21 protein-coding genes and 1 pseudogene are annotated in these 23,861 nt (G+C 43.0%); 8 read left to right on the top strand and 14 right to left on the bottom strand.

The features are described 5' to 3' along the window. Positions 1 to 25 precede the first annotated feature (25 nt). The 5 genes and pseudogenes from C3V36_14190 to C3V36_14210 all read right to left on the bottom strand — a co-directional run bounded on the left by C3V36_14190 (position 26) and on the right by C3V36_14210 (position 5,895). Entirely contained in the window at positions 26 to 1,408 is a 1,383-nt protein-coding gene (locus C3V36_14190) for an MATE family efflux transporter (protein AVM70296.1), read from the bottom strand. Then, positions 1,392 to 3,880: pseudogene (locus tag C3V36_14195) on the bottom strand (phosphoenolpyruvate synthase). The gene C3V36_14190 and the pseudogene C3V36_14195 overlap by 17 nt, the downstream one beginning before the upstream one ends. Positions 3,881 to 3,904: 24 nt before the next feature. Then, positions 3,905 to 4,501: a TetR/AcrR family transcriptional regulator gene (locus tag C3V36_14200; GenBank protein ID AVM70297.1), complete on the bottom strand. Its 597-nt coding sequence runs from the start codon at positions 4,499 to 4,501 to the stop codon at positions 3,905 to 3,907. 279 nt (positions 4,502 to 4,780) lie between these two features. Further along, the gene (locus C3V36_14205; protein ID AVM70298.1) at positions 4,781 to 4,993 is read right to left on the bottom strand and encodes a hypothetical protein; all 213 of its coding nucleotides are present in this window, start codon (positions 4,991 to 4,993) and stop codon (positions 4,781 to 4,783) included. Further along, positions 4,990 to 5,895, bottom strand: coding sequence for a hypothetical protein (locus tag C3V36_14210; protein AVM70299.1), 906 nt, complete (start codon positions 5,893 to 5,895; stop codon positions 4,990 to 4,992). Before C3V36_14210 ends, C3V36_14205 begins: the two co-directional genes overlap by 4 nt. Before the next feature lie 234 nt (positions 5,896 to 6,129). Here C3V36_14210 and C3V36_14215 point away from each other — a divergent pair, with 234 nt between their 5' ends. Genes C3V36_14215 through C3V36_14225 form a run of 3 tightly spaced genes read left to right on the top strand, consistent with a single transcriptional unit; the run spans position 6,130 to position 8,751 of the window. Further along, positions 6,130 to 6,966 (top strand): modification methylase, encoded by an 837-nt coding sequence (locus tag C3V36_14215; protein AVM70300.1) that lies wholly within the window; start codon positions 6,130 to 6,132, stop codon positions 6,964 to 6,966. A 37-nt stretch (positions 6,967 to 7,003) separates the two neighbouring features. Beyond that, complete coding sequence (locus C3V36_14220; GenBank protein ID AVM70576.1) at positions 7,004 to 8,254, top strand: transcriptional regulator; 1,251 nt, start codon at positions 7,004 to 7,006, stop codon at positions 8,252 to 8,254. Then, entirely contained in the window at positions 8,239 to 8,751 is a 513-nt protein-coding gene (locus C3V36_14225; GenBank protein AVM70575.1) for a hypothetical protein, read from the top strand. The genes C3V36_14220 and C3V36_14225 overlap by 16 nt, the downstream gene beginning before the upstream one ends. Before the next feature lie 464 nt (positions 8,752 to 9,215). Here C3V36_14225 and C3V36_14230 read toward each other — a convergent pair whose 3' ends face one another. Beyond that, positions 9,216 to 9,932, bottom strand: a complete 717-nt coding sequence (locus C3V36_14230; protein AVM70301.1) for a hypothetical protein — start codon at positions 9,930 to 9,932, stop codon at positions 9,216 to 9,218. Positions 9,933 to 10,620: 688 nt separating this feature from the next. Here C3V36_14230 and C3V36_14235 point away from each other — a divergent pair. From C3V36_14235 to C3V36_14250, 4 genes are all read left to right on the top strand, one after another. After that, positions 10,621 to 11,574, top strand: coding sequence for a transposase (locus C3V36_14235; GenBank protein AVM70577.1), 954 nt, complete (start codon positions 10,621 to 10,623; stop codon positions 11,572 to 11,574). Between the two features lie 389 nt (positions 11,575 to 11,963). Continuing rightward, positions 11,964 to 12,167: a hypothetical protein gene (locus C3V36_14240; protein ID AVM70302.1), complete on the top strand. Its 204-nt coding sequence runs from the start codon at positions 11,964 to 11,966 to the stop codon at positions 12,165 to 12,167. Positions 12,168 to 12,273: 106 nt separating this feature from the next. After that, positions 12,274 to 12,828, top strand: coding sequence for a hypothetical protein (locus C3V36_14245; GenBank protein AVM70303.1), 555 nt, complete (start codon positions 12,274 to 12,276; stop codon positions 12,826 to 12,828). A 199-nt stretch (positions 12,829 to 13,027) separates the two neighbouring features. After that, complete coding sequence (locus tag C3V36_14250) at positions 13,028 to 14,845, top strand: hypothetical protein (GenBank protein AVM70304.1); 1,818 nt, start codon at positions 13,028 to 13,030, stop codon at positions 14,843 to 14,845. A 77-nt stretch (positions 14,846 to 14,922) separates the two neighbouring features. On the opposite strand, the gene C3V36_14255 is transcribed toward C3V36_14250, so the two are convergent. From C3V36_14255 to C3V36_14280, 6 genes are all read right to left on the bottom strand, one after another. Next, positions 14,923 to 15,672: a TIGR02206 family membrane protein gene (locus tag C3V36_14255; protein ID AVM70305.1), complete on the bottom strand. Its 750-nt coding sequence runs from the start codon at positions 15,670 to 15,672 to the stop codon at positions 14,923 to 14,925. Then, positions 15,669 to 16,811 (bottom strand): anaerobic sulfatase maturase, encoded by a 1,143-nt coding sequence (locus tag C3V36_14260; GenBank protein ID AVM70306.1) that lies wholly within the window; start codon positions 16,809 to 16,811, stop codon positions 15,669 to 15,671. Before C3V36_14260 ends, C3V36_14255 begins: the two co-directional genes overlap by 4 nt. Further along, the gene (locus C3V36_14265) at positions 16,798 to 17,298 is read right to left on the bottom strand and encodes a DNA mismatch repair protein MutT (protein AVM70307.1); all 501 of its coding nucleotides are present in this window, start codon (positions 17,296 to 17,298) and stop codon (positions 16,798 to 16,800) included. The genes C3V36_14260 and C3V36_14265 overlap by 14 nt, the downstream gene beginning before the upstream one ends. Positions 17,299 to 17,331: 33 nt before the next feature. Then, a complete protein-coding gene (locus tag C3V36_14270; protein AVM70308.1) occupies positions 17,332 to 17,952 on the bottom strand; it encodes an ECF transporter S component in 621 nt (206 codons plus the stop codon). Between the two features lie 309 nt (positions 17,953 to 18,261). After that, positions 18,262 to 18,606: a hypothetical protein gene (locus tag C3V36_14275; protein AVM70578.1), complete on the bottom strand. Its 345-nt coding sequence runs from the start codon at positions 18,604 to 18,606 to the stop codon at positions 18,262 to 18,264. A 175-nt stretch (positions 18,607 to 18,781) separates the two neighbouring features. Then, a complete protein-coding gene (locus C3V36_14280; protein ID AVM70309.1) occupies positions 18,782 to 20,446 on the bottom strand; it encodes a hypothetical protein in 1,665 nt (554 codons plus the stop codon). Positions 20,447 to 20,635: 189 nt separating this feature from the next. Between C3V36_14280 and C3V36_14285 the strand changes: the two genes are divergently transcribed. Beyond that, positions 20,636 to 21,523, top strand: coding sequence for a hypothetical protein (locus C3V36_14285; protein AVM70310.1), 888 nt, complete (start codon positions 20,636 to 20,638; stop codon positions 21,521 to 21,523). Positions 21,524 to 21,717: 194 nt separating this feature from the next. On the opposite strand, the gene C3V36_14290 is transcribed toward C3V36_14285, so the two are convergent. Beyond that, positions 21,718 to 22,680, bottom strand: a complete 963-nt coding sequence (locus tag C3V36_14290; protein AVM70311.1) for a glucokinase — start codon at positions 22,678 to 22,680, stop codon at positions 21,718 to 21,720. 66 nt (positions 22,681 to 22,746) lie between these two features. Continuing rightward, positions 22,747 to 23,706: an HPr(Ser) kinase/phosphatase gene (locus tag C3V36_14295; GenBank protein ID AVM70579.1), complete on the bottom strand. Its 960-nt coding sequence runs from the start codon at positions 23,704 to 23,706 to the stop codon at positions 22,747 to 22,749. Positions 23,707 to 23,861: the final 155 nt, after the last annotated feature.

Genomic DNA, 23,861 nt, shown 5'->3' on the forward strand with positions numbered 1-23,861 from the left:
TTCGTTCCTATTGATCACCGCAGCCTTAAGCTCTTTGCATTTTCTTACGGTTATTTATTTGTTCCTTATTGATTCTATACACCACAATAACCGCTAAAACAAAGGACAGCGCATCCGCCGCCGGCTGGAGCAAATATATGCCAAACTGCCCAAGCAGATTGGATAAAAGATATAACAACGGGATATAAAACAGCCCTTGCCGGGAAACGGAAAGAACGGACGCCCAAAAATACTGCCCGATATTCTGCAAAAGCATACTGCTGACCGCAAAGTAGCCTAAAAGCGGCATGGTAATGCACTGCATCCGCAATATCCGAACGCTGATCAAAATAACCTCCTTGTCCTTGGCCATTGTCTTAATCAGCGGCTCAGAAAAAATATACAGCATAACCGCCGATAGCATTAAAAATACGGTTCCCACTGCCACGGTCAGCTGAAACGCCTTTTTTACCCGGTCATGCTGCCTGGCACCGTAATTCATGGCACAGATCGGCTGAAAGCCCTGTCCCCAGCCGATCATTATCATATACGCGAGCGCGGCTATTCTTGAACTTATCGTTAGGGCTGCGATCAGGCCCTCTCCGTATTTGGCCGCGGCCGCATTAAGCAAAATCAAAGCAATGCTCGTAATAGACTGCCTTGAGAAATTAGGCATTCCACCGGCCAGAATATGATATACCCGCTCCTTATTCCACTTTGCCTTTTTTAAATCAACCGCGATATTGCCATTTCTCCTTGATAAGCTTGTCAAGATGATACAGCCGGCAATTTGCCCCAGCAGCGTTACATATCCGGCTCCGATAAATCCCATTTTAAAGCCAAACATCAATACCGGATCCAGCACCATATTAACAACCATACCCGCCAGCAATCCTATCATCCCGTCTTTTACATTGCCGCAAAGCCTTAGTTGATTATAAAGCGTAATCGAATATAGACCAAACGGAATGCTGATAATAATGACCTGTAAGTATTCCATGGTAAAAGTCAACAAATTATCCGAAGCACTTCCGCCTATAAACCTTGATAACGGCACGAGAAAAATCCATGATAAAACAGCTGCCAAAATACCAATCACAATGGCCAAGAGTATGCCGACAGACGATAGGATTTCCGCTTCCTGCTCCTCGTCTTCCCCAATCTTTTTTGACATTCTGTTGCCGCTGCCATAGCCAAACCAAAAGCCAATCGCCTGCATAAAGCTCATAAAGCTAAAAACGACGCCAATGGCCGCTGTCATGGATTTATTATTTAACATTCCGACAAAAAAGGTATCTGTCAAATTGTAAATTACCATGGCCATCATTCCTATAATGGTCGGGACAGATGTTTTTACTAACAGCGGCAGAATAGGCTCATTTAAAATAGCCGTTCTTCTCGATCCTTTTTTATCATTCTTTGCGTTCATGCTGCAAACCTCTAACGATACCTTTATCGCCATCTACTTGGATCGTATCGCCATCTTTAAACTTGGCCGTGGCAAATCCCACTCCCAGCACTGCCGGGATGTTAAACTCTCTGGCTACAATGGCTGCATGGCTTAATGCCGCTCCCGTATCGGCCACAACCGCACCGGCTAATTTAAATAACGGCGTCCATTCCGGATCGGTAAAATGGCAAACCAAGATATCGCCTTTTTGCATTTTATAAAATTCCTGCGGACTGCGAATAATACGAGCTTTCCCAACGGCAATCCCCGTGCTTCCACTCACGCCGGTAAGCACATCGCCTGTGGCCTCAAAACAAGCGCTTTCAACGCTTCCCATACTTTTATTGCCAACGGAAATTTTTCATTTCTTGTCCTGATCTTTTCCTGATCCAAATCGTTTAAATAACCTCTTTTCAGCGCTTCCATCAGCTCCCGGTAAAAAAGATTCGCTATCCCGTTTTGATAATTATCATTACCCAGAAAAATTTTGTTTATTCTGGCCACACATTTTCTGACATAATAAAATAAGCTTTCCCATAAATATTGACTTTCTTCCCGAACCATGTGAAAATACCGAAAATGCTTTATATTTTTCGCAAAAGACTTATACTTATTTCCATAAATAGCTTTCAGCTCTTGCATTAACTTGTTAAAGTCTTTCGCCTCTCCCTTTAATTCCTCTTTCCCATCCAGATTTAACATCGGCTTTATGATATTGACGATTCTGTCCGGATCTTCAAGAAAGGTTTTTGCTTCTAAGCAATAGCAATTATAATCAGATTTAAATCCATTGTTTTTCAGAAATTCAGCTGTCATATTTTTAAACTCAGCGAATTGCTCACACAATGACTCAAAAGTTGCGCCGGACAAAACCGCTGCTTTCAATTCTTGATCCGCTGCTATTTTCGCCGCCATTTGAGATATATCGTCGCTCACCACTGTCGTTTTGTTATTTAATCCCCAGTAAAAGTCAAAGGCGGTATAATCCGCATTGATTTTTTGGATGATTCTGCTGTACTTATTAAATACAAGCATGGTCGGGAATAAGGCATATTTAAATCGGTCGTAAGCCAAATTCTCCGTCAGCTTATAACTGGATTCCATAAATTCCCTGCACTCACCCAAACTCATATCCTCAAAGTTTCTGCTTTTCATGGCTTCTAAGGCCTGTTCATATTGGTTCATGAATTCTTTACACTGATCCGCGCAATAGTCAAAATCTTTCATTTGTTTTAAGATTTTAAAGATATGAAAAATATTTTTATTGATACGCTTCTGATCCTTCGGCAGGGCCTGAATCCCATCTTCATCCATTTGCGGATTTGAATTGACGATAAGGCCGCCTTCGGCAAATATTTTGGCTTTTTGCCCATTGATGGCGATCATAAAGTCAAAATCCAGCGCTCTGTATGCAAACGGCATTTTTTCAAGCTGAAAGGCCATATTCTGACGCATCGTTCGATTTAGCTTTCTGCCTTTTAGATAGCTTTTAATAATCTCTTCTTCTTGTTCCCCGTTTTTCAGGGTGGTAACCGCTCTTGCCTGTAAAATATAGACAGCCTCATCCTTAATCGCCCACTCAATGTCCATCGGCCTTTCGTAATGTTCTTCAATCTGTAATCCGGCTCTTACAAGTTCGGATATTTCCCGGTCGTTTAATGCTCTTTTCTTTCTTTCATCATCGCCGACCGGCACTTCAACCGTGCTTTTCTCTCCATATATAATTTGTGTTTCCTTGCTGCCAATGGTTACACTGAGAATCGTTCCGTTTTTATCCGCCACATAACTATCGGCTGTTACCCTTCCACTGACAACGCTCTCCCCCAGACCATAGCTTGCATTTATTTGCATTTCATTTTCTTTTTGGCTTACCGGATTGACCGTAAACAAAACGCCGGCTTTTTCACTTTCCACCATTTCCTGAATAACGACGGCAATGGCCACGCAGCTTTGATCATAGCCCTGATGAAATCGGTAGCTTACCGCTCGATTCCCCCATAAGGAAGCATAACAATTACGCACTTGAGCCAATACTTCATCTATCCCCCGGACATTTAAATAGCTTTCCTGTTGTCCGGCAAAACTTGCGTCCGGCAAGTCCTCCGCCGTTGCCGATGAGCGCACGGCCACCCTGACACTTTCTCCCAGATTTTTATATTTATCTGCTATCTGTTTTTCCGTTTCTTTGGAAAATTTTCCTTGTTTTATTATTTCCCGAAAATAATCGGCAGCCTCTAACAGCCTATTTTCATCTTTTCCCGCTTCCAGGAGTTTTTTTTCTATAATTTCTGCTATTCCGTTTTCTTGCAAAAATTCCAGGTAGGCATCGGCAATAATGACAAAGCCTCTCGGCACATTTATTTTGGCCGCTGTCATCTCTCCCAGATTGGCGCCTTTCCCGCCGGCGACTGATACATCCTCTTTTTTTATATCCGTAAAATCAAGTACCATTTTCTCACTCCTTAACAAAACGATTTAAAGTTCTATATACTTGGCTGCCGTTCCTGATACATATGTTTTCAGGATGTCTTCAAAATATTCTTCATCAAAGCGGTAATACTCCGAACACAGCAAAAGACAGCCGATCAAAGCATTATCCAAGCCTTTTTTATCTACATTTTTTACCGCCGAATTCTCCTGCCAATAATTTATTAACTTGGTTAAAAACTCCCGGTAAGGCTTTTCGATTCCATTTACTTCATCCCGCTTTTTGGCCTTAAATATCTTAAATGCATCTTCATAAATCGGTTTTCGCCTGACTTTAATCACCAGATCTAAGTAATATCGGCATACCATCTCCGCCAGAAAGCCGATCGGATCGGTCAGCGAGTTTGAAAATTCTTTTTCCATCCCCTTTAATTTCTGGGCGGATCGGTATGCAATTAAATCAATAATGAGTGAGTCCTTATCGCTCCAAAAATTGTAAAAGCTCCCCTGAGCAATCCCTACTCTCCTTGTTAACTCGGCAATATTTAAGGATTTTGTTCCCTTATCATGAAATAAGTCAAGCGCGGTCTCCATAATATCCGCTTTAATTTTTACCTTCTCTTCTTCTGTAAATGCTCTGCCCATGATCTTCCTCCCAATTGCAATCGCAAGACCTATGAATATATTCTTTATTATTCATAGGTAGTGTAGTGCATGTTTTCGGCAAAGTCAATGAATATTTTTCAATATATTCATAGCTTGCAAATTTTAAGCCCTCAAAAAAGGGGTTGTTGTATTTTAAGATTTTTACACAAGATTTAGGAAAAATCTTTGCGCTTTATCGCAATATTTTGTGTAAAATCTGTATTTTGCAACAGCCCCTGGGCATTGGTTATAAAGTTTTCCTCTTGCCGGCAGAAATCTCTAATCCGCATAACGTCTGTTTTCTTCCGTTGCCTCGGCGTGCAGCATCGAGTCGCTCTCCATAAATGCTTTCTGATTATCCGACATATTTCCCGAATCAAGTCGAATCCACTCATCACCATGCTTAAAGCGGATGATGAAATCTCCGCCGCACAGCGGAAAGCCGCGTTGAGCCTTCCATGACGCCAGATCATGTTCTTGGATATAGTTCATAACTCTGGCCGCCAGTTCCGGCGCAGCTGCGTAGGAGGCGTGGGTCTTCTCCTAACTTCTTTACCGTATTTCAAATTCTGCTTCGCAACCAAACTCTCTAGGCGGTATTTACTGGGAAGAAGCCTCTCGTTAAGCGTCACGGTATCTTCGTTGTGGCTGTGCGCATAAAGCGTTACGTCATACTTGGAGCTTTCTTCGAGAATAGGAACGCTTTCCCCATCTTTGTACAGGCAGATAGCGCTGTCAGGCTTCTTGTTTTCATCCGTGCCGTTTACTATGCGATAGCAGAGACTCTTCTGATAATACGAGTAAACCGATAGTTCCAGCTTCCCGCTGTTTCTATCATACGATAGCGTATAATCACCTTTATTTGCTGCCTCCTCCCTAACCAGACCGGGCAAAGGCTCTGCATCCTTAAGGTACTGAGCCACTATCTCGCTGAGATTTTCAAGTTTGACGGAATACTTCTCGGGATAAATCTGGGACGAAAATGACACGCTGTCTGTTTCAAAGTCGAAGCTGTAGCTATGGCTTGCACCGTCGGCAATAAACATGTTCGTAAACTTCTTATTGTCCCAGTTTTTCATGTGGTATTTGACAAACACCGCCTTTAATTCATTCAGAATTTCCCCATTAACAAGATACTCTTTTACGGCGCCGTCATCGCCGTGCCATTCGCTGCTCCGGATAGTGATTAGAGCGCTGTCACTGCTGTATTCCTGCACGGATTCTGAATATGAGTCGCCCAGCATACCACCACCGCAACTGTATTTATACTTTTTAAGTCCTTCTTTGTCTATTCCGAAAAACCGACCAAACAAATTGCTAAACATAAACACTCCCCCTATTAGAACCAGTACAGCAAGTATAACTACACATACGATTTTTACATTTCTTTTCATCTTCTGTGCCTCCTCTGCATTATTAAGCCCATCAACCGCCTGCAGGCCAATATGCACAACATCTGCCAGCAGCCGTAACGCTCGCCTTCAAGGCGAACGATTCTTTTGTTGGCGGAACAGGAAGATGCCACATACCTAAAAGTTTTGGAGCAGATGGCTTTTTGATTGAAGTCGTTTGAAAATTATGATAAAATGTATTTGTGAGATTCTACCTAGAAAGAGAGTGTGCAAATTATGCAAAAAAATCGTCTCGTTGCGCCTGTTGTAAAATGGGTTGGCGGTAAACGACAACTTTTAGATGATTTAATACCATTATTTCCAAAACGTGTTATCTCCTATTGTGAACCATTTTTAGGCGGGGGTGCCGTTTTATTTAAGTCACAGCCTAATATTGCATATGTTAATGATATTAATTCTGAACTCATTCAAATGTATGAGGTTATCCGAGATAATGTTGATGAACTAATTATCGCTTTAGGTGAACATCCAAATGAGGAAAATCATTTTTATAGTGTTCGAGATTGGGATAGAAATAAGGAACAGTATGGACAATTGACCAAAGTGCAGAAAGCTGCACGTATTATTTACTTGAACAAAACGTGCTATAATGGCCTTTTCAGAGTAAATAATGCTGGAGAGTTTAACGCTCCCTTTGGGCACTATAAAAATCCCAATATTGTAAATGCTCCTACGTTAAAAGCCGTTAGTTCCTACTTTCAGAAAGCACAATTGACTTTTAGCAGTGTTGATTATGCCGAAGTACTCGCCAATGTAGCAAAAGGAACTTTTGTCTATTTGGATCCGCCATATGATCCGGTTTCTGATACAGCTAATTTTACGGGCTATGCAAAGGGCGGCTTTGACCGCTCAGAACAAATCCGTCTGAGACAATGTTGTGACGAACTTGATCGGCGTGGAATCAAATTTATGCTTTCAAATTCTGCAACGGATTTTATTAGAGAACAATATGCTGCTTATAATGTTACCATAGTAAAAGCGAAACGTGCTATTAACTCAAATGCTGCAAAGCGGAGTCAAGTGGATGAAGTGGTGGTAAGAAATTATGAGTGAACAAACAAAAAGCCAAAATGACAAAGCATGGGAATCTTTGTTTGAAAAGTATGATATTCTGTCGCATATTGAATCAGAGGGAAAATTTATTATCTCTGCGTCCCAAATAAAAAAGTATCGTGAACCTCGGTTGATGGCAAAGTTTGATCACAATATCAATCTGCCGCAAATTTTTGCTAAGAATAACCTTGCTATCTTGCCAATTTCCCGTGGAGATTACATTATTTCTCATTTTGAGGCTTATCAACCATTTGAAGTATTGGATAAATCTATTACTCAGGCTTCTTTACCGACTAATCTTCAAAGCCTTGATGCAAATAACATTCCAAGTGAAACTATCGCCATAAATTGTGCTTTGGCTTCAGGTATGCTCTCGGATTTTTTAGAGGAAGATATCCTTTATTCTACTGTATCAGGCCGTATGGGATCAGGACGATTTGATTTTAGTATTCAGAACTCTTGTACAAAAGCTCCGACATCAGTTTCAGTGAACAATTCTCAAATTGAAATAGATGCCGCTTTTGAAGGTGTTCATAGTCTTTCGTTGCTCGAAGCCAAACGAGATTTATCGGAAGATTTTCTTGTGCGGCAGTTATATTATCCGTATCGAGTATGGAGCAATCGTGTGACAAAGAAAGTTAAACCAATTTTTCTTGTTTATTCAAACGGAATATTTAGCTTGTATGAGTACGAATTTCAAAATCCTGATTCCTATAATTCACTGGTGCTTGTAAAACACAAAAATTATTCTATTGAAGATACAGCAATAGAGCTTTCGGAGATACAAGATGTTGCTTTACGTACAAAAATTGTTTCTGAACCTAATATCTCTTTTCCTCAAGCAAATAGTTTTGAGCGAGTTATCAATATATGCGAATTACTAAATGCTCAGGAATTGAGTCGTGAACAAGTTACAGAAGAATATGCTTTTGATATTCGACAAACAAATTATTATACAGATGCTGCAAGATATTTAGGATTACTTGAAAAACATTATGAAGATGGTCGCAAATCAATATATTCCTTAAGCACATCGGGCAAGCGTATAATGAATTTAAATTATAAACAACGGCAATTGGCACTTTGCGAAGTCATTTTGCAGCATCGTGCTTTTAAAGAAACATTCAATCATTGTATGGAAATAGGCTCAATGCCCGATACGTCAGCAATTGTTTCTATTATGCAGGAATCTAATCTTTATAAGGTTGGAAGCATGAGCACATATGTACGACGTTCCTCTACAATCAGTGGTTGGATAAATTGGATGCTCGGATTAATAGAGGGGTAAGATTGCAGAATATTAAATTGGAACCTGATAACTTTGAGTTACAAACAACAAGTGTTTGGGATTTTCCGGATAGAGGAAAATGGGCAACTCATGATGCGTCATATCGTGGGAATTGGTCACCGTACATCCCTAGAAATATTATCCTTCGTTATTCAAGTGAACAAGAGTTAATTTTAGACCAATTTACTGGCAGTGGAACAACATTGGTGGAAGCCAAACTCTTGAATAGAAATGCTATTGGCGTGGATATCAATTCAAGCGCTTTGGCTATTGCGACTAAGAAGTGTGATTTTACTCTCAGAAAAGGAGGAAACGTATATTTTAAGGCTGGCGATGCAAGAGATTTATCATTTATTCCGGATAAAAGTATCGATCTAATCTGTACGCATCCTCCTTATGCAAACATAATTAAATACAGTGCCAATATAAATGAAGATATTTCGAGAATTCCAGTTGGACAGTTTTTGTCAGAAATGAGGTGGATTTATGCTATGTAAGCATTGTGGATTACCATTAGAAAATGCCCAAGAACGTGGAGGTTATAAATCATGCCCCCATTGTTCCCAGAATTGCGAGGAACATATTTTCTATTCCAAAGCCATGTTTGGATGGACAGAAAAACGGGTAACTTCCAATAATCCAACCGGCATTCAAAGTTGGTGCACTCGTTGTCGTGGGAATGATAATGGTGGACCATATGCTGACGGTATAAAATGTAGTGACATGCAAACAATCGAGTAGGAGGGGGTGATTAGCCCCCGTCCTCTCACACCACCGTACATACCGTCCATTTGGCTCTAAAGGATAATCCAAGACTATTTAAAACCCGCCAAGAAGCAGTAAAGAATGGAAACAGCAATACAATGCAAGAACATCCGTGGAGCGTTCAAACAAACGTCAGAAATTAGACTTTGAGAAACTGGCATCATCTCTCCATTTCAAATAATCTAACGGCACCATTTTATTTTTTCCATTTTGAATCACGCATTGCCTTAATTATCTTAGCTGCAATCATATTCTGCGATTCCTTCATCTTAAAAGAAGCAATCCTGCTTAATGTTCTGCCATATAATTTACTATGTCTTTCAAAAAGTTTATCAACTTCCTCCGTCATTTTACTTTGGAAAGCCTTTTCCATTTCGTCAATGTTCCTTTGAAAATCAGTTAAGTGAGAAACGGTAAGTGTAAAATCCGAAGAATGTAATGCCACCAAAATAACGCAAAGAACAGCGATAATAATATCCGGTATCATGACTAAAGTTTGTTCATAAAATGGCAGCAAACACTTCATAATGATAATTGCCCCTATGCCAAAGCCTATAGAAGTAATCACGCTTGTCCTTCCGTTTATATTAAGCGGCAAATTACTATAATCCCACCATCTTGCATGAAATTTCTTTTCAAGTATATATGATGTCGGATATTCCAATATCATACTAAAGAAAAAACCTATAATTAATATCATCCACCATGAAAGCTGATGGATCATACCAAGCGAAATAAGATCATAAACCGACAGCGCGGCAATTGAGCCAAAACCATATATAGGACACAAGGGACCGTATAAAAAGCCACGATTTTTCCATTTCCTTTCTTTAACGGTACAATATATACTTTCCCATATCCAGCCTAAAACGCTAAAAGCAAAGTATGCCACTAAGTATCTGTTTAACTCCATTAACTATCCTTTCCCAAATTCAAGCAAACTATAACAAATGTCTCTGATATAAAATCCAATTCATTATGCCATAAATGTTTGATGAAAAAGTCTTATCTTTTATTGAAATTTTAATGAAAAAGCACCTGTCTCGGGTATATATGTGTAAACAAAAAACATATATTTCTTATCAGAAAGGTGCTTATGCATATGATATCAAATATTTTCGATTTTGAAAAGACTAAATTCCTTGAGTTTCCGCAGATTTATCCACATATCCTCATTTTCAAGGTTCTCTTATCAACAAATTTCAAAAAATGACCAAAATATAAGGAATCTCATTCCTTTTTGATGTAAAATTAAGCTGTCAACCAAAAATCTCACTAAACAAAAAGAAAGGGGATTCCTTATGTCTCATTTTACATCAAATACCTACACTTTGAAAAGAAAAATTTTAGCCTTTACAAATAAAATTTCAAAAGACCTCTTAAGGCCCGAAAAAAAGTTTACCGCTGACATTACCTATGGGATGTTAGCTTCCGGAAGTTGCCTGCTTACCGACGTTTGCGACCAGCTTCATGAGCCTTCTAAAAAGATAAATGTTGTAGATCGCTTATCCCGGCATCTGGATAAAGGAACTCCGCTACCTTCTGTTTCCGCCTATCTGCAGCAGGTTAAAAAATGGGTGCCGGATCACCCCGTAATTCACATCGATGACAGTGATGTTGTTAAGCCGGCCGGCTATAAATTTGAAGCTCTCGTAATTGTCCGGGATGGCTCGGAAAGTACTTCCACGAAAAATGTTTATAAAAAAGGCTATCATGTAACGGAAGCCTGTGTTCTTACTCGCGTCAATCATCCTGTTAGCATTTTTTCTCAAATCCATTCTTCTCAGAAAAAAGATTATAAATCTGCCAATACGATTACTTTTCAAGCCATAGAACGGGGAGCCGACCTCTTTGGAAAAGCAACGTTTGCCATGGATAGAGGCTATGATGATAATAAGATGTTTCTGAAACTGGATGACCTTAACCAGGATTACGTGATCCGCTTGAAATCCAATCGTAAGCTTTTCTACCACAACCAATGGACAACCACCACAGAACTTTGCAACCGCAGAAAAGGCAAAATTAAAACAAATGTCTTTTACAAAGGCAAAGATCATCATGCTTATCTTTCCCATATCAAAGTACAGATCACGGCATCCAGAAAAGATATTTATCTGGTGCTTGTTTATGGCATTACCGAACATCCAATGATGCTTGCCACTAATAAAGAAATCAAATCCAAAGACGATGTCATCCGGGTGGCCAGAACTTACTTCTCCCGTTGGAAAATCGAAGAATATTTCCGCTGCAAAAAACAGATGTTCCAGTTTGAGAACTTTCGTGTGCGCAAGCTCAAAGCAATCAATGCTCTTAACTTTTATATCACCTTATGCATGGCCTTTCTGGCAATGATTTCCATGCAATCCGAGACTAGTGCTCTTAAGGTTTCTATCATAAAAGCTGCAAATCCTGTAAAGAAAAAGGTTTTCTTCTTCTATTACCGATTAGCAAAAGGCATCTTGGGCATACTTTCTTATGCCAAAGAGGGCGTCAGGCTCTGGTTCCGGACAAATCGTCCGGTATACCGTCAACTCTGCCTTAAGTTGGTCGCTTAAATAGATAACTGAATCGTTTTCCCAAAGTCCGGTTCCGGCGGGGCTTATTCAAGTGTCTCTATTTTCAGCACTGCCATTCTTAAACTCTCAAAAAAACGGCAGATTGGCACTTCGGAACAGTATATTCTTTTTGAAATTACATTTTGCGGAAACTCAAGTTTTCTTCTTTTTGATGTTTTGGTAAAGTGAAAAAGAAGTGTTAAAAGAAATAACACAATAAAAAACGATAGGCATTGTACTTCGTGCTGATAAGAGTGATTCTATTGTTAAATATACTCTTCCAAAAGATGAAAAACAAATAGCTGCACAAAATGTAAACTGTATTTACCAAGTGCAGAGAAACGGGTTAGACCTATACAGCTAAGCGAAAAAATGGTACAATACTATAAATGTTGAGCGAAAAAATCGAAGTTGTGGAGGAAGCTTTCCGCTGTAACTGCTGTTATTTGATGTTGGATTTTGACCCGGATGCAGCCGGGAAGAAAGGGCAGATAATTTGCTATATCCATGATCCTGACAGAATATTTTATGTAACATCGAGCATATCAGATTTGATTTCTAAAGTTATCAGGGATTTATATTCGATAGACTAGCATAGGGAATATTGAAAAATTTGATGAGGATTTTATGTTCCGATTAACGGACGAGGAAGTATCTGAACTTTCAAGGTTACAAATAAAGTTTTAGGAGATCTGTCTTATGAACGAATTTAATAAGTACAAACTACTAAGTGCGGGAAAGGCATTTGGACATAGGGCTAAAATTGCCTTATTATTGCTCGATAGCAGCACAGCTTATGAAGAACTTAAAGAGGAAGCGACACAAACTTCCGTTGCCGGAAGTTATGATTGTGTCGGTGGTTTTCCGGCCGAAATACTTGAAAGAATAATAATGGAATTGATATGCCGTGATACATGGTATTTGCCTGACAATGTAAAATTTTGGGACAGGCGTTTTGGCAGTCTGTTTGAGACAAAGTTTTTTTGTTATGATGATGATGTAGAAACTTGGCGTAAGATACTGGATAAATTCTTTGTCAAGCTGCAGTGGATGCCGAAAAGAGAAGATTATAGTTCAACAAAAAGCTTCAATAATGCCTGGGGATATTTTGCAGAACTTTTAGCAGTTGTAAAAGAAAATAATCATCCTGAATTCAATGATTATTATGAGATTGCAATTAAAAATGGCATGAATGAAGCGGTATTTGAAAAAAAGCTAAAAAAGTTGTTCGAAATAAAACAGTCATTTACTTAACTTCCATGTTCTGCCAAACTAGAACCGTCTTTTTTAGGCAGACCACCCACTCGGGCAGAAGTGCGCAGCGCTTCGATCAGGGGAAAGTTGAATAAATTATTTGGCCGTATAGAATGAATCGCTTGTTTTAGAATGAAACGATGAAAATTGAAAAAAGTACTTGACATAAGTGTGAAATCTAAATGGAAAGGAGGATTTTATGTTTACAGAAAGACTAAACCTTATCATGAATGCTATTGAGGTAAAATCGCCGGATCTGGCCCGGGTCATCGGCTGCGACCGTTCCAATACAGACCGGATCTGTAAAGGCGGCCGGATTCCCCAAAAAGCAGGAAAAAGTGCTTTAAGAATTGTTAATGCCATTTATACTCTAGCCGATGACCATGGCAAAATGAATGAGCTGGTTCTGCGTCTTAACTGCGAACAGGCAGAAAGTGCCGAGCAAATAAAGACAGCCCTGATAAACTGGCTGTATGAAGGCGAAAACAATACTGCCATTAAACCCAAGCCAATGAAGGAACTTCACCCCTACCGCTCATTCGGGCAAAAGCTCAATGCCATTATGCAGCTGGCCGAATTGTCCAATATTCGTTTAGGGAAATTACTGAATGTCGATGCTTCCTATATCAGCCGCTTCCGCAATGGTTTTTGTTCTCCGGCCGCCAATCCGGAGCTGATGAAAAACATCTGTCAAACTTTACTGAAAAGACTGCATGAGCAAAAGAAATTGTCACAGCTGGCAGCACTTATCCATGTGTCAAAAGCCGAGCTGACAAACGGAGAACAAAGCTTGGCTCTGTTTGGCAACTGGCTGTTTGATTTAGAAGGTGAAGATAGTTCCCCTTTTGTCGTTGAAATGATCGATCAATTCGGTTCTGTTTCCGCCGGCATCATAAAGCCGCCTCTTGCCTTTGAAGCCGCCGCCGGTAAAGAAATATTAAGTGACATGGCATCAATCTATTATGGCACGGAAGGGCTTAAACGTGCGGTTATCCGTTTTCTGGGAAATGTAGTGGCGCATAAGGAAAAGGAACTGTTTTTATATTCTGACCAGAATATGGACTGGATGCTATCAGATCCTGTATTTCTGGCTAAATGGACGACACTGATGATCCTATGCGTCAGCGGTGAAACAAAAATCAACATCATTCACAACATTAATCGTGACCTTTCAGAAATGGCAAATGCCATCAAAAGCTGGATGCCCCTGTATCCATCGGGAATGATCCGCTCCTATTACTGTAAAACCACCAACAAATCACGATTTTCAACAACTCTATTCTTTTGTCCCGGCTATGCCTGTATTTCCGGAGTCAATGTGATCGGGACAGAAAGTGAAAATGGGATATACCGCTATGATACAGAACCGGTTCAGCTTGATAAGCATATGGCCGCCTATCAGGCACTATTGGCACAATCCGGAGAATTGATCCATATTTATAAATCCTTTGATCTCAGCCGACTCGGTATCACCGGTTCAGCGCCCTTTTCTTTTCTGGGCAATACCCTGTCACTGGCAACAATGCCGCCAGCCACACTCTCATCTGTCCTTACGAGAGCAGGCGTGGACAAAAAAACAAAGCAGCATCTGCTGGCTGTCCGGCAGGAACAGGCTAAACTGCTGGAGCTGGTTGCCGAAAAAGGCTTTTGGCATGAATACTTGCCGCTTCCCAGCGATGAAGCTTTGTTTGCCGGCCAAGTATTGATGGATCTGCCGGGACTGAGCCTGGCCTACACCCCCGGGGAATATGCCGAACATATCCGCAATATCATTGCCCTGTCCGACAAGCTCACCAACTATCGGCTTTTTCCTCTGACGGAAGCAGTTTTTGAGAATATCAAACTGCTGATTTCTGAAAATGCGGTTGCCGCTACCCGACTAAAATCACCCTATATTACCTTTTTACTTGAATATCCGATTTTCTGCCGTATCTTTGTTGCCTATGCCGAACGCATCAAAGGACAATATAAGCAGGATCGGCTGACGATCCGGCAGATGCTGGAGAAATACTTATAAAAAAGACCGCCATATCTTTCTTCACTCAAAGATATGACGGTTTTTGACTATAGTTCTCAATCCGGGGTTATGTTTTGTTAATCCATTTTGATTGGCGATTCTTCTTCCTCGGTTTCGCTCTCCTTACCCTTAGCAAACGGCAAATACTCCAGGCCAAACACCAGCAGGAAAACGGCGAAAACCATAACCTTATAGCCGAGGCTGCCGTCAAAACCACCCATGTTTAAAGTCGGCGGTGCCGCTTCTAAATAATTATAATTTCCCTTTAAAAAGAAGTTGGCCAGCGCCGCCGCGCCGAAATACACGACCAGCGCCTGCACCGCTTTGCGTAAATCATTCCGCCCCGGATAATACTGATAAACCGCCAAAAAATAAATATTAACCAGCAAAATTATACCGTGCCCGACGAAAAACGAAAAATACATGGCATGGGGAAAGGTATAACCGGAGGTATCAACCACGATCAGCGGCAGTACGCCGAAAATAATGCCAAAGTAATAAAAAAAGAAAACCCACCTCCGGCGGCCGGTAAATAAAGTATATAAAATCGCTAAAATCACCAATCGGCAGGCATAGAGCGGCAAAACCTCTTTGACCCCGATTCCGTAGGTAAAGTAATACAGATACATCCCGCTTCTGGCTAAAAGAAGCAAAACTCCCGTCCCGATTTCCAGCCGCCGCCTTGTCCGCTCCGGCAGGGCTTGCAGCCGCTCCCGAAAAACAATCACCAGCACCGCCAATACCGCAATCAGACACAGCGCCGTGATATGCTCCGGTGAAAACAAGCGAAACTCAGCCGCATTTGGATTATAGTACAAATATCTCATTTTTCCCCTCTCATTTGTCCTCTGATCATTCTTTGCAGAATCGCTGCTGCCTGCTCCAATTCTTTTTCCCGACCGGCAAAAAAGCCCTTGACTGCCGGACAATAGTAGAGCTTAGCCGCTCCTTCGCCGGTCATCACCCGCTCCCGTTTACAGCCGTTGCGGCAAAGCTGGACATAGCGGCAGGTCCGGCACTCCTCCGGCAGAGGAATCGACTCGGCAATAAAGCGCTTGGCCTTGTCTGAGCCCTGCATTTCCGCCAGAGAAACTTCACCGATTTTACCCAGCAGCCATTCATCCAGCACATAAAAATCGCAGGGGTAAACCTCGCCATTGCCCTCAACCACAAACTGCACGCTGCACCGGCCCTGCATACTGCAAGCCTCCGGCGGCCGTCCCAAAAAGATACCCAGCCAGTTATCCAAATGCCGAATACTGATGTATTCGCCTTTTTTTAAATCCATGAACCACAAATCAAATATCTTGGTTAAAAAATGCTCATAATCACTGTTGGTCAGAGCATAGCCGGCCATGCCCTTTTCCTCGGCAAACGGCTCCAGACAAGGGATAAACTGCAAATACCGAAAACCCTGTTTACGGAAAAAGCGATAGCTGCTTTCAATATGCTTGGCATTTTGACCGGTCACCACCGACAGAATGTTATATTCTACTTTTTCCCGGTCAAACAGCCGCGCGGCCGCCATCACCCGCTGAAAGGTACCGCCGCCGCTTTTATCGTGGCGGTTGCGGTCATGCAGCTCTCTGGTTCCGTCCAAGGACAGCCCAACCAAAAAATGATGGCGATGCAAAAACTCCGCCCATTCCTGATTGATCGCAAAGCCGTTCGTCTGGATGGCGTTGTTAATCCGCAGCTTTTTATGATTGTACTTTTGCTGAAACTCAATCAGCTTTCGGTAAAAATCCAATCCCACCAAAGTCGGCTCACCGCCCTGAAAAGCAAAGCCGCACATACCGTCGGCATACTCCAGTGCCTCTTTCACCAGCTGCTCCAGCATCTCTACCTGCATAAAGCCCTTAAAGCCGCAGAGGCGGCTGGCTGCCACGTCATTGTAAAAACAGTATTCGCAGACCATATTGCAGGCGGCCGAAGCAGGCTTAATCAATAAATTAATCGGCGGCATAGCCCAGTTCCTCCGCTTTCCGGCCGTCAATGATACATTCTGTCAGCTGATCGCCCTGATATACCATTTTCATGGAAAAGAAATCCTGCCGGCTTTCCAGCAAACGGTGAAAAATCCGATCACCCTGCCATAGCTCCAGTGCTTCCAGCTCGGCCTTGGGAATCCACTGCAAATCACCCTCATTGCACTCAATCTGCTCGCCGCTGAACCGATCGGCCGTAAAAAGAAACAAATACATAGCCGGTTCCTCATTATAGCAAAAAGTTAAAATCGCCCGGTAACGGTAGTTTTCCAAGGTATAGCCGGTTTCTTCCCTAACCTCTCTAATCACGCATTCTTCCGGTGACTCGCCGGCTTCGACATGACCACCGACACCGATCCATTTGCCGTGATTGACATCATTTTCTTTCTTGGTACGATGCAGCATCAAGATTTTATCATCTTTTTCCAGATAGCAAACTACCGTTACATTTCTCGGATCTTCCATTTCCGCCTCCCAAACACAAAACCGATTCCGGCTTTACAGCCGGGTCGAATCCGCCGGCAACCCTTTTTTTAAGCCCAGACCAATTCCGCAGGTAATGACCGCCGCTAAAAGCGCCTCCATTACACCGTTACTGGCAACTACACCCAAAAGCAAATAAATCAGCGCCTGCCGGTTCGACAGCTGCAAAGCCTGAAAGGCCGGCGAGTTTAAAAGCTCATTTCCATATAAAAAATAAAGCATTGACAGCACCAGGACGGTATTGGTTAAACTCCCGGCAATTCCGCCGATAATCAACGCCGGTGTCTGTTTGTGAAATAATTTTTTAATCAGCTGATACGCCCAAAACGACACTACACCGATAAAGGTACGCGGCAGCACCGACAGCAGCGGGTTGACAAATAAAGGGTCTAAAATCGTTACCGGCCGCATCAGGGCATGCAGCAAACTGACCACACCCATCGCTGTCCCCAAAGCCGCCCCGTAAACCGGCCCCAGCAGAATACCGCCTAAAATGACGGGCAGCATCGTAATCGTGGCGGACACACCGCCGATTGGTATGGCCCCCAGCGGGGTGACATCCAAAATAATGCCGATTGCCAACAGCACGCCTAAAATAACAAGATTTCTGGTTTTTTGATTTACTCTTACGTCCATTTTTTCCTCCGTTCTCGTTCCCTATGGATACAAGACTGTGCTACCGTTCAAACACGCGAGTAATTCACTTTCACCGAATTACGAGTGCCTTGTCTGAACGGTAACGTTTCTGTTTACCACTCATCAGTATATCATAAAATATTTCAACTGCCCAGAAAAATATTTTATAAGCCACTTATATTTTTCTTATATTTTCCTGAGAAAGTCTTTTCCGCCCCTGCCTGCCAAAGGCAAATTCTCCCGTCAAAAACACAATTTTGCGGCGTATGGGACAAACCGGCAAGCAGTCGCCTATCCTCTTTATTTTTCCTATCTGCCGCCGTTTGCTCCCTCTCCGTAAAGCGCAGCAAAATAAAGCTTCAACTTGGCAAAAAGTTCTTCCTTTTCTCTTTGATATTCTTTAATTAAAAGCTCCGCTCCGATTTCATCAAACAGGACATCATCCTCGGCGGTATGCACCTTTAGCTGCAAGCTGCCCTCAGGGGAAAAGCCCATCTCCAAAATACCGCCGGCTTCTTCGGCAAAGCGGACACACATCAAGCGCAGCTCACTTTTGATATCAGCCGGTAGGTTTTGATAGCGCGGATTAAAATAGTATTTTTGCTGATAGGAATTGGCCGCCGCTAAAATTAGATTTTCTGCATTTTTTTTCATAACTTCTCTTTCCTTTATTAATTTCTTTTTTTCGATGCTGCTCGCATACCATTCATATAAACTGCTAAAAAGCAAAATCATCAACTCTTGATAAAAGCCGATGCCGGCAAATTGCTGATATCGACAGACAAAAAACAAGCCTTTTTACCGCAAAAAGGCTTAAAAGCGTTTTGAATTAATAATTCGTAGTAAAGGCTTTCAGACAAACATTGGCTTCTAAGTACTCCTCTGCCCGCTTCCAGCTTTTCCCGTCATAGCTGATATAGCCCTCACCGTCGGTCAAATCAACTCCGTCAGCCCATTTGGCCGCTCCCTTGGCTTCCGTCGCAATCGGATGCTTGGTTGCCGGCGAATTAATCCGAACAACCACCGCAAACTTTTTATCGACCGGAATTCCCTGCCCCAGCTTGACCGTATAATAGCCGGCATAACTGAAGTTTCCTTTGGTCAGGCTCTCCATTCGCTGAAAATCCTGAACCCCGCTAAAATCGGTGACCACATAAATCTCATAACTGGTATTCGGCTCCAAAGCATAAAAAGAAACCGCTTTCAGCATTTCCGATCCGCCCGGCTCATAGCAATTGGCAAAATAAGCCGTTCCCTCACCGTAACCGGCCCGCAGCAAATACCCCAGCTTATCGCTTTGATAAATATGCTGATAATTATTAACCGCTTCTATTTTGGTATAGGCAATCACATTCTGGCCGATATATTTATCCTCATAGGAAACATAAAAATAGCCGTCCTGACCGAACGCACTGCCAAAACTGTTTTTGCAGAGAAATGCGCCGTCCCGCTTGGGTTTTTTCTTAAAATTATCACGGGCATAATGATCGTCCCAACCGATAATCACCACATCATGATTAATCGGTCGGCTGCCGTCATAATAATACGACGCTGTTTGTTCATTATAATACTCACTGTTACCCCACTGCTGAACCTGATCCAGATACAGAGAGGACTGTACACCGCCATACAGCAAAATTGCCCGCTTGATTCCCAACTCGCCTTCCTTCGGTAAAAAAATCGCCTCCTGCAAATGCTTGATTACTTTGGCATTGGGATTGACGGTATTATCCCCGAAAGGATCCTCCTGCTCCAGCACCGGCCCGGCCCAGCGGGTCAGATAGCTGAGAGCAATCATATAATCGCCGCCCTGCGCCTGCGAGAGATTATAGCCATGTCCCAGACTCATGTTATCTTCACTGAAATCATAATCCTCCCATGGCATCAGCGCGCTTTCCATCGCCCCCAAAGAAGCAAATGCCCAGCACGCGCCGGACTGCTGCTGATCCTTAACCGGCGTGACCCGGTTATATTCCCGCAGGTCAAAAGCCTTGGGAATCCGCTTGACCGAAGTATCCTGCTTTTGATAGGTAATCCGGACGCTATCACCTGTCCAAACGCCCTTAGCCCCGATAGCTTCTATAATCGCCCGTACCGGAATATAGGTTTTGTTGTTAATCAGCCGTGCCGCCGAATCGTGATTCAAGACCTGTCCATTGCGGATAAAATAATATTTTTCCAACGGAATTTCAATCGTATTGCCGTCAAACTTAATCCGCACTGTCCGCGTTGCTCCCTCCCAGATCACCTTTGCTCCCATCGCCGTCATCGTCTGCCGCAAAGGAGCCAGAATCTGACTGTCCTCCAAAAAAGGCTCACCGGTTTCCGGTGAGTATTGAACTTTTTTATCATTAAAATAAATCGTCGCCTTGGGCAGCAATTCTTCCGCCGCCGGAGCAGTCGCCTGCACCGGCAGGCTGCTCAGCCAAATCCCCGCTGCCATCAGCAGATAAATCAAATAGTATTTCTTTCCGTTCCGCTTCATCTTTTTCATCCTTATCTATCCCGATCCCACGTCGGGAAGTCTTTGCCTGATTGAATTCATTTTTATTATAGACCAAAAGACCGGCAAACTCAAGAATGGAGTTGTTACAGTTCCGTTACAAATCAGGCAGGCTTTTTCGGCTTGGCCGGCACTTACTTTAAGAAATCTTAATTGACAAATCCGGGGAAAGCACTTAGAATGGGGATAAATATTAAAAGAAAGGAACGGCTAAACAATATGCAGACTAACTCAGCTTTTCGCAATAATTTTTTTCAGCGTTTCTTTGCCAGTTTTTCATCGCCGGATTTCTACATTCAGGCTATCCGCGAGCCGCTGAGCAAAGCCATCCGCTATACTCTGATGCTGGCCGCGATTCTCAGTATTTTGGGCGGAATTTATTTGTCCCTGCAAGTCAAACAGACTTTTTCCTATATGAATGCTTTTATCAGCGATTCACACTTTCCGGATTTAGCCATTGCTGACGGCAGGCTGCAGCTGACCGCCGAAAATGACATGGAACTGACCATCGGCAAAGACCGTGACTTTATTGCTATTATTGACTCCGGCGAGCAGAAAAATTACACTCACCTGAGCGGTTATGCTTACGGGGTTTTTATGAACTCGGACTATATCGCTTTGAAAAGGCTAAACGCCGCGCCCATGGTTATTAAGTTTGAGCAGGTCGGGAACTTTCGCCTGCCCAAAGCCTCGCTTCAGGATATTTTAAAAACCTCGGAAATCGTCAGCTATGTTTTTACTTTTTTGTTTTACTATATCCGGATGCTGTCGCAGTACTTTTTTAAGGCCATGATTGTTTACGCCATTTTGGCACTGACCTTTCCCCTGCTTCGGGTCAATGAATTAAAACTCAAGGGCAGTCAGGTTTTTTCCATTATTTTGTACTCTATGTCCTTTGCCACCATTGCCTCGGAAGCGTTTAACTTTATCAATCCCAATCAGTGGATTGTATCCCTATTGATTATCTTGTTTTACATGATTACCCTGAAAATCGCCCGCACCGGCATTGTTGCCATTCTCCTGGACAAGGTCGGCGATAAGTTTCACAACCAAGACAGATATTTGTAAACTCAAGCCGACTTTCGTCCAAGCAACGTACATCAGTTATAAAAAATGCTTTGTAATATTCTGATATAGGATATTACAAAGCATTTTGAGTTATGGCGCAATCTTTTCCCTCTTCATCCCACCAACATTTTTAGGTAGGTCGCCCACCCGGGCAGACCGCAAAACTCCGAACAAAGAAAAGTTAAATCACTATTCTATTTTTCATACTGCCGGTACAACTCGGCTGCCCCGACAATCCCGGCATCATTGCCCAGCTCAGCAATTCGAACCTCGGTTTGCAGCGCTTCCCCGCCGCCGAATATCTCGTTTTTCATTTTCTCAATCAAAGGCTTCAGCAGATGATCTCCCTGCGCACTGACACCACCGCCGATTACAATAATCTCCGGCTGTAGAACATTAATAATATTGCCAATTCCGACCGCTAAATAATAAATATAGCTGTCAATCACCGCCTGCGCAATCAAATCCCCCTGCTCGGCAGCGTCAAACGGAACTTTGGCGTTCATTTTATCCAGGTCATGATCGACCAGCACATTCAGCAGCGAATTGGGATTTTCCTCCGCCGCCGCTCTGGCCTGCTGAATCAAAGCATTGGCCGCCGAATAGCGTTCCCAGCAGCCTTTGCGGCCGCAGTTGCACTGCTCGCCGCCCACCACTATCACCATATGCCCCAGCTCAGCGCCGCCGTTAAAAGAGCCGCAAATCAGCTTACCACCCAAGACAACCCCGCCGCCCAGGCCCGTCCCCAGGGTAATTGCCACCAAATCCTGATACCGGCCGTGACCCGCACCGTAAACATACTCGCCATAAGCCGCTACATTGGCATCATTACCGATATACACCGGCAAACCCAAATGCTTGATAAACTCTTCCCGAATCGGAGCATGATTGAAATTTAAATTGTAGGCATGAACAATTTCGCCTTTTTCCTGATCAATCGTTCCGGGGCTGCCGATACCGACCGAATGGATATCGCCCGGAGTCAGACCCGCTTCTTTGATTAAATCTCTGGACAGCTCGGCCATTGCCTTCACAATCGCCTGAAAGCCCCGTTCCACTCTGGTTGGCGTGCTGCCCTTGCACACAATCCGGCCGCTGCCGTCAACAACAGCCGCCGCAATATTTGTTCCGCCCAAATCAATTCCGATGTTATACATGCTTTTTCTCCTTTTCGTCTCTTGTTTATGGATGCAGCGGCCGCGCCGCCAGTTTTTTTAAACCGCTTATTTTTCTTCCCTTTTCTTATTCTTTTCCAGATTGCCCATTACCCGCTTATTGATTTCTTCGGCCGCGTTATAACCCATTTTCTTCTGCCGGTAATTGATAGCCGCCGATTCGACAATAATCGCCAGATTCCGGCCCGGCCGAATCGGCAGGGTATGGCTGGGCACTTCGATGTCCAAAATATTGGTATACTCCTCGATCAGCCCCAAACGGTCAAACTCGGTGTCCGCCTCCCATTCCTGGAGTTGAATCACCATATCAATCTCGTTTTCATCCTTAACTGACTGCACACCGAACAGCATCTTGCAGTCAATAATGCCGATCCCCCGCAGTTCAATAAAATGCCGGATAATATCAGGCGAAGAACCGATCAACGTATCATCGGAAACTTTTTTAATTTCCACCACATCATCCGCCACCAGCCGGTGCCCCCGCCGGATTAACTCCAGCGCTGTTTCGCTTTTACCGATTCCGCTTTCCCCGGTAATCAGCACGCCTTCGCCGTAAACATCCACCAGCACTCCGTGAATGGAAGTCCGCGGCGCCAGCTCTGATTTTAAGAAGCGGTTCAAATCCGAATTAAAGGCCGATGTCGTCATATTGGTTTGAAAAACCGGCACCTGATATTCATACGCACATTCTAAGACCATCGGCGAAACTTCCAGCCCCCGGGTAAAAATCACGCAGGGGATGCCGGCCGAAAAAAGCTTTCTCAAAATTTCTTTTAATTCCGACGGAAACATATTTTGCATATAAGTATACTCAATCTTACCGATAATCTGTACCCGCTCGGCATCAAAATAGTCGAAAAAGCCGGCCAGCTGCAGTGCCGGACGATTTACGTCCGACTGATAAATCTTAATATGACCGGACGGAATATCCGGAGTCATATTTTTTAATTTCATGCGCCTGATAATTGCCCATAATTCCACATAATAATCATGCTGATGACTATCCATTTCTGCCCTCTTTCTTTCTAAAACCATAACTGTTTACCTGCGCCAAAAACTCCGCTTGTCGTGCGGCACCGGTATAAATCCCATTTTTTGCCGTCAGGGTTTTCTTCCCGCTCGCTTAAAAAGTTATTCCTCCGGGCAATTTCCCCGGCCGCCAG

This window comes from Lachnospiraceae bacterium oral taxon 500 (assembly GCA_002999035.1).
In the GTDB taxonomy this organism is placed as follows: Bacteria; Bacillota; Clostridia; order Lachnospirales; family Vallitaleaceae; genus W11650.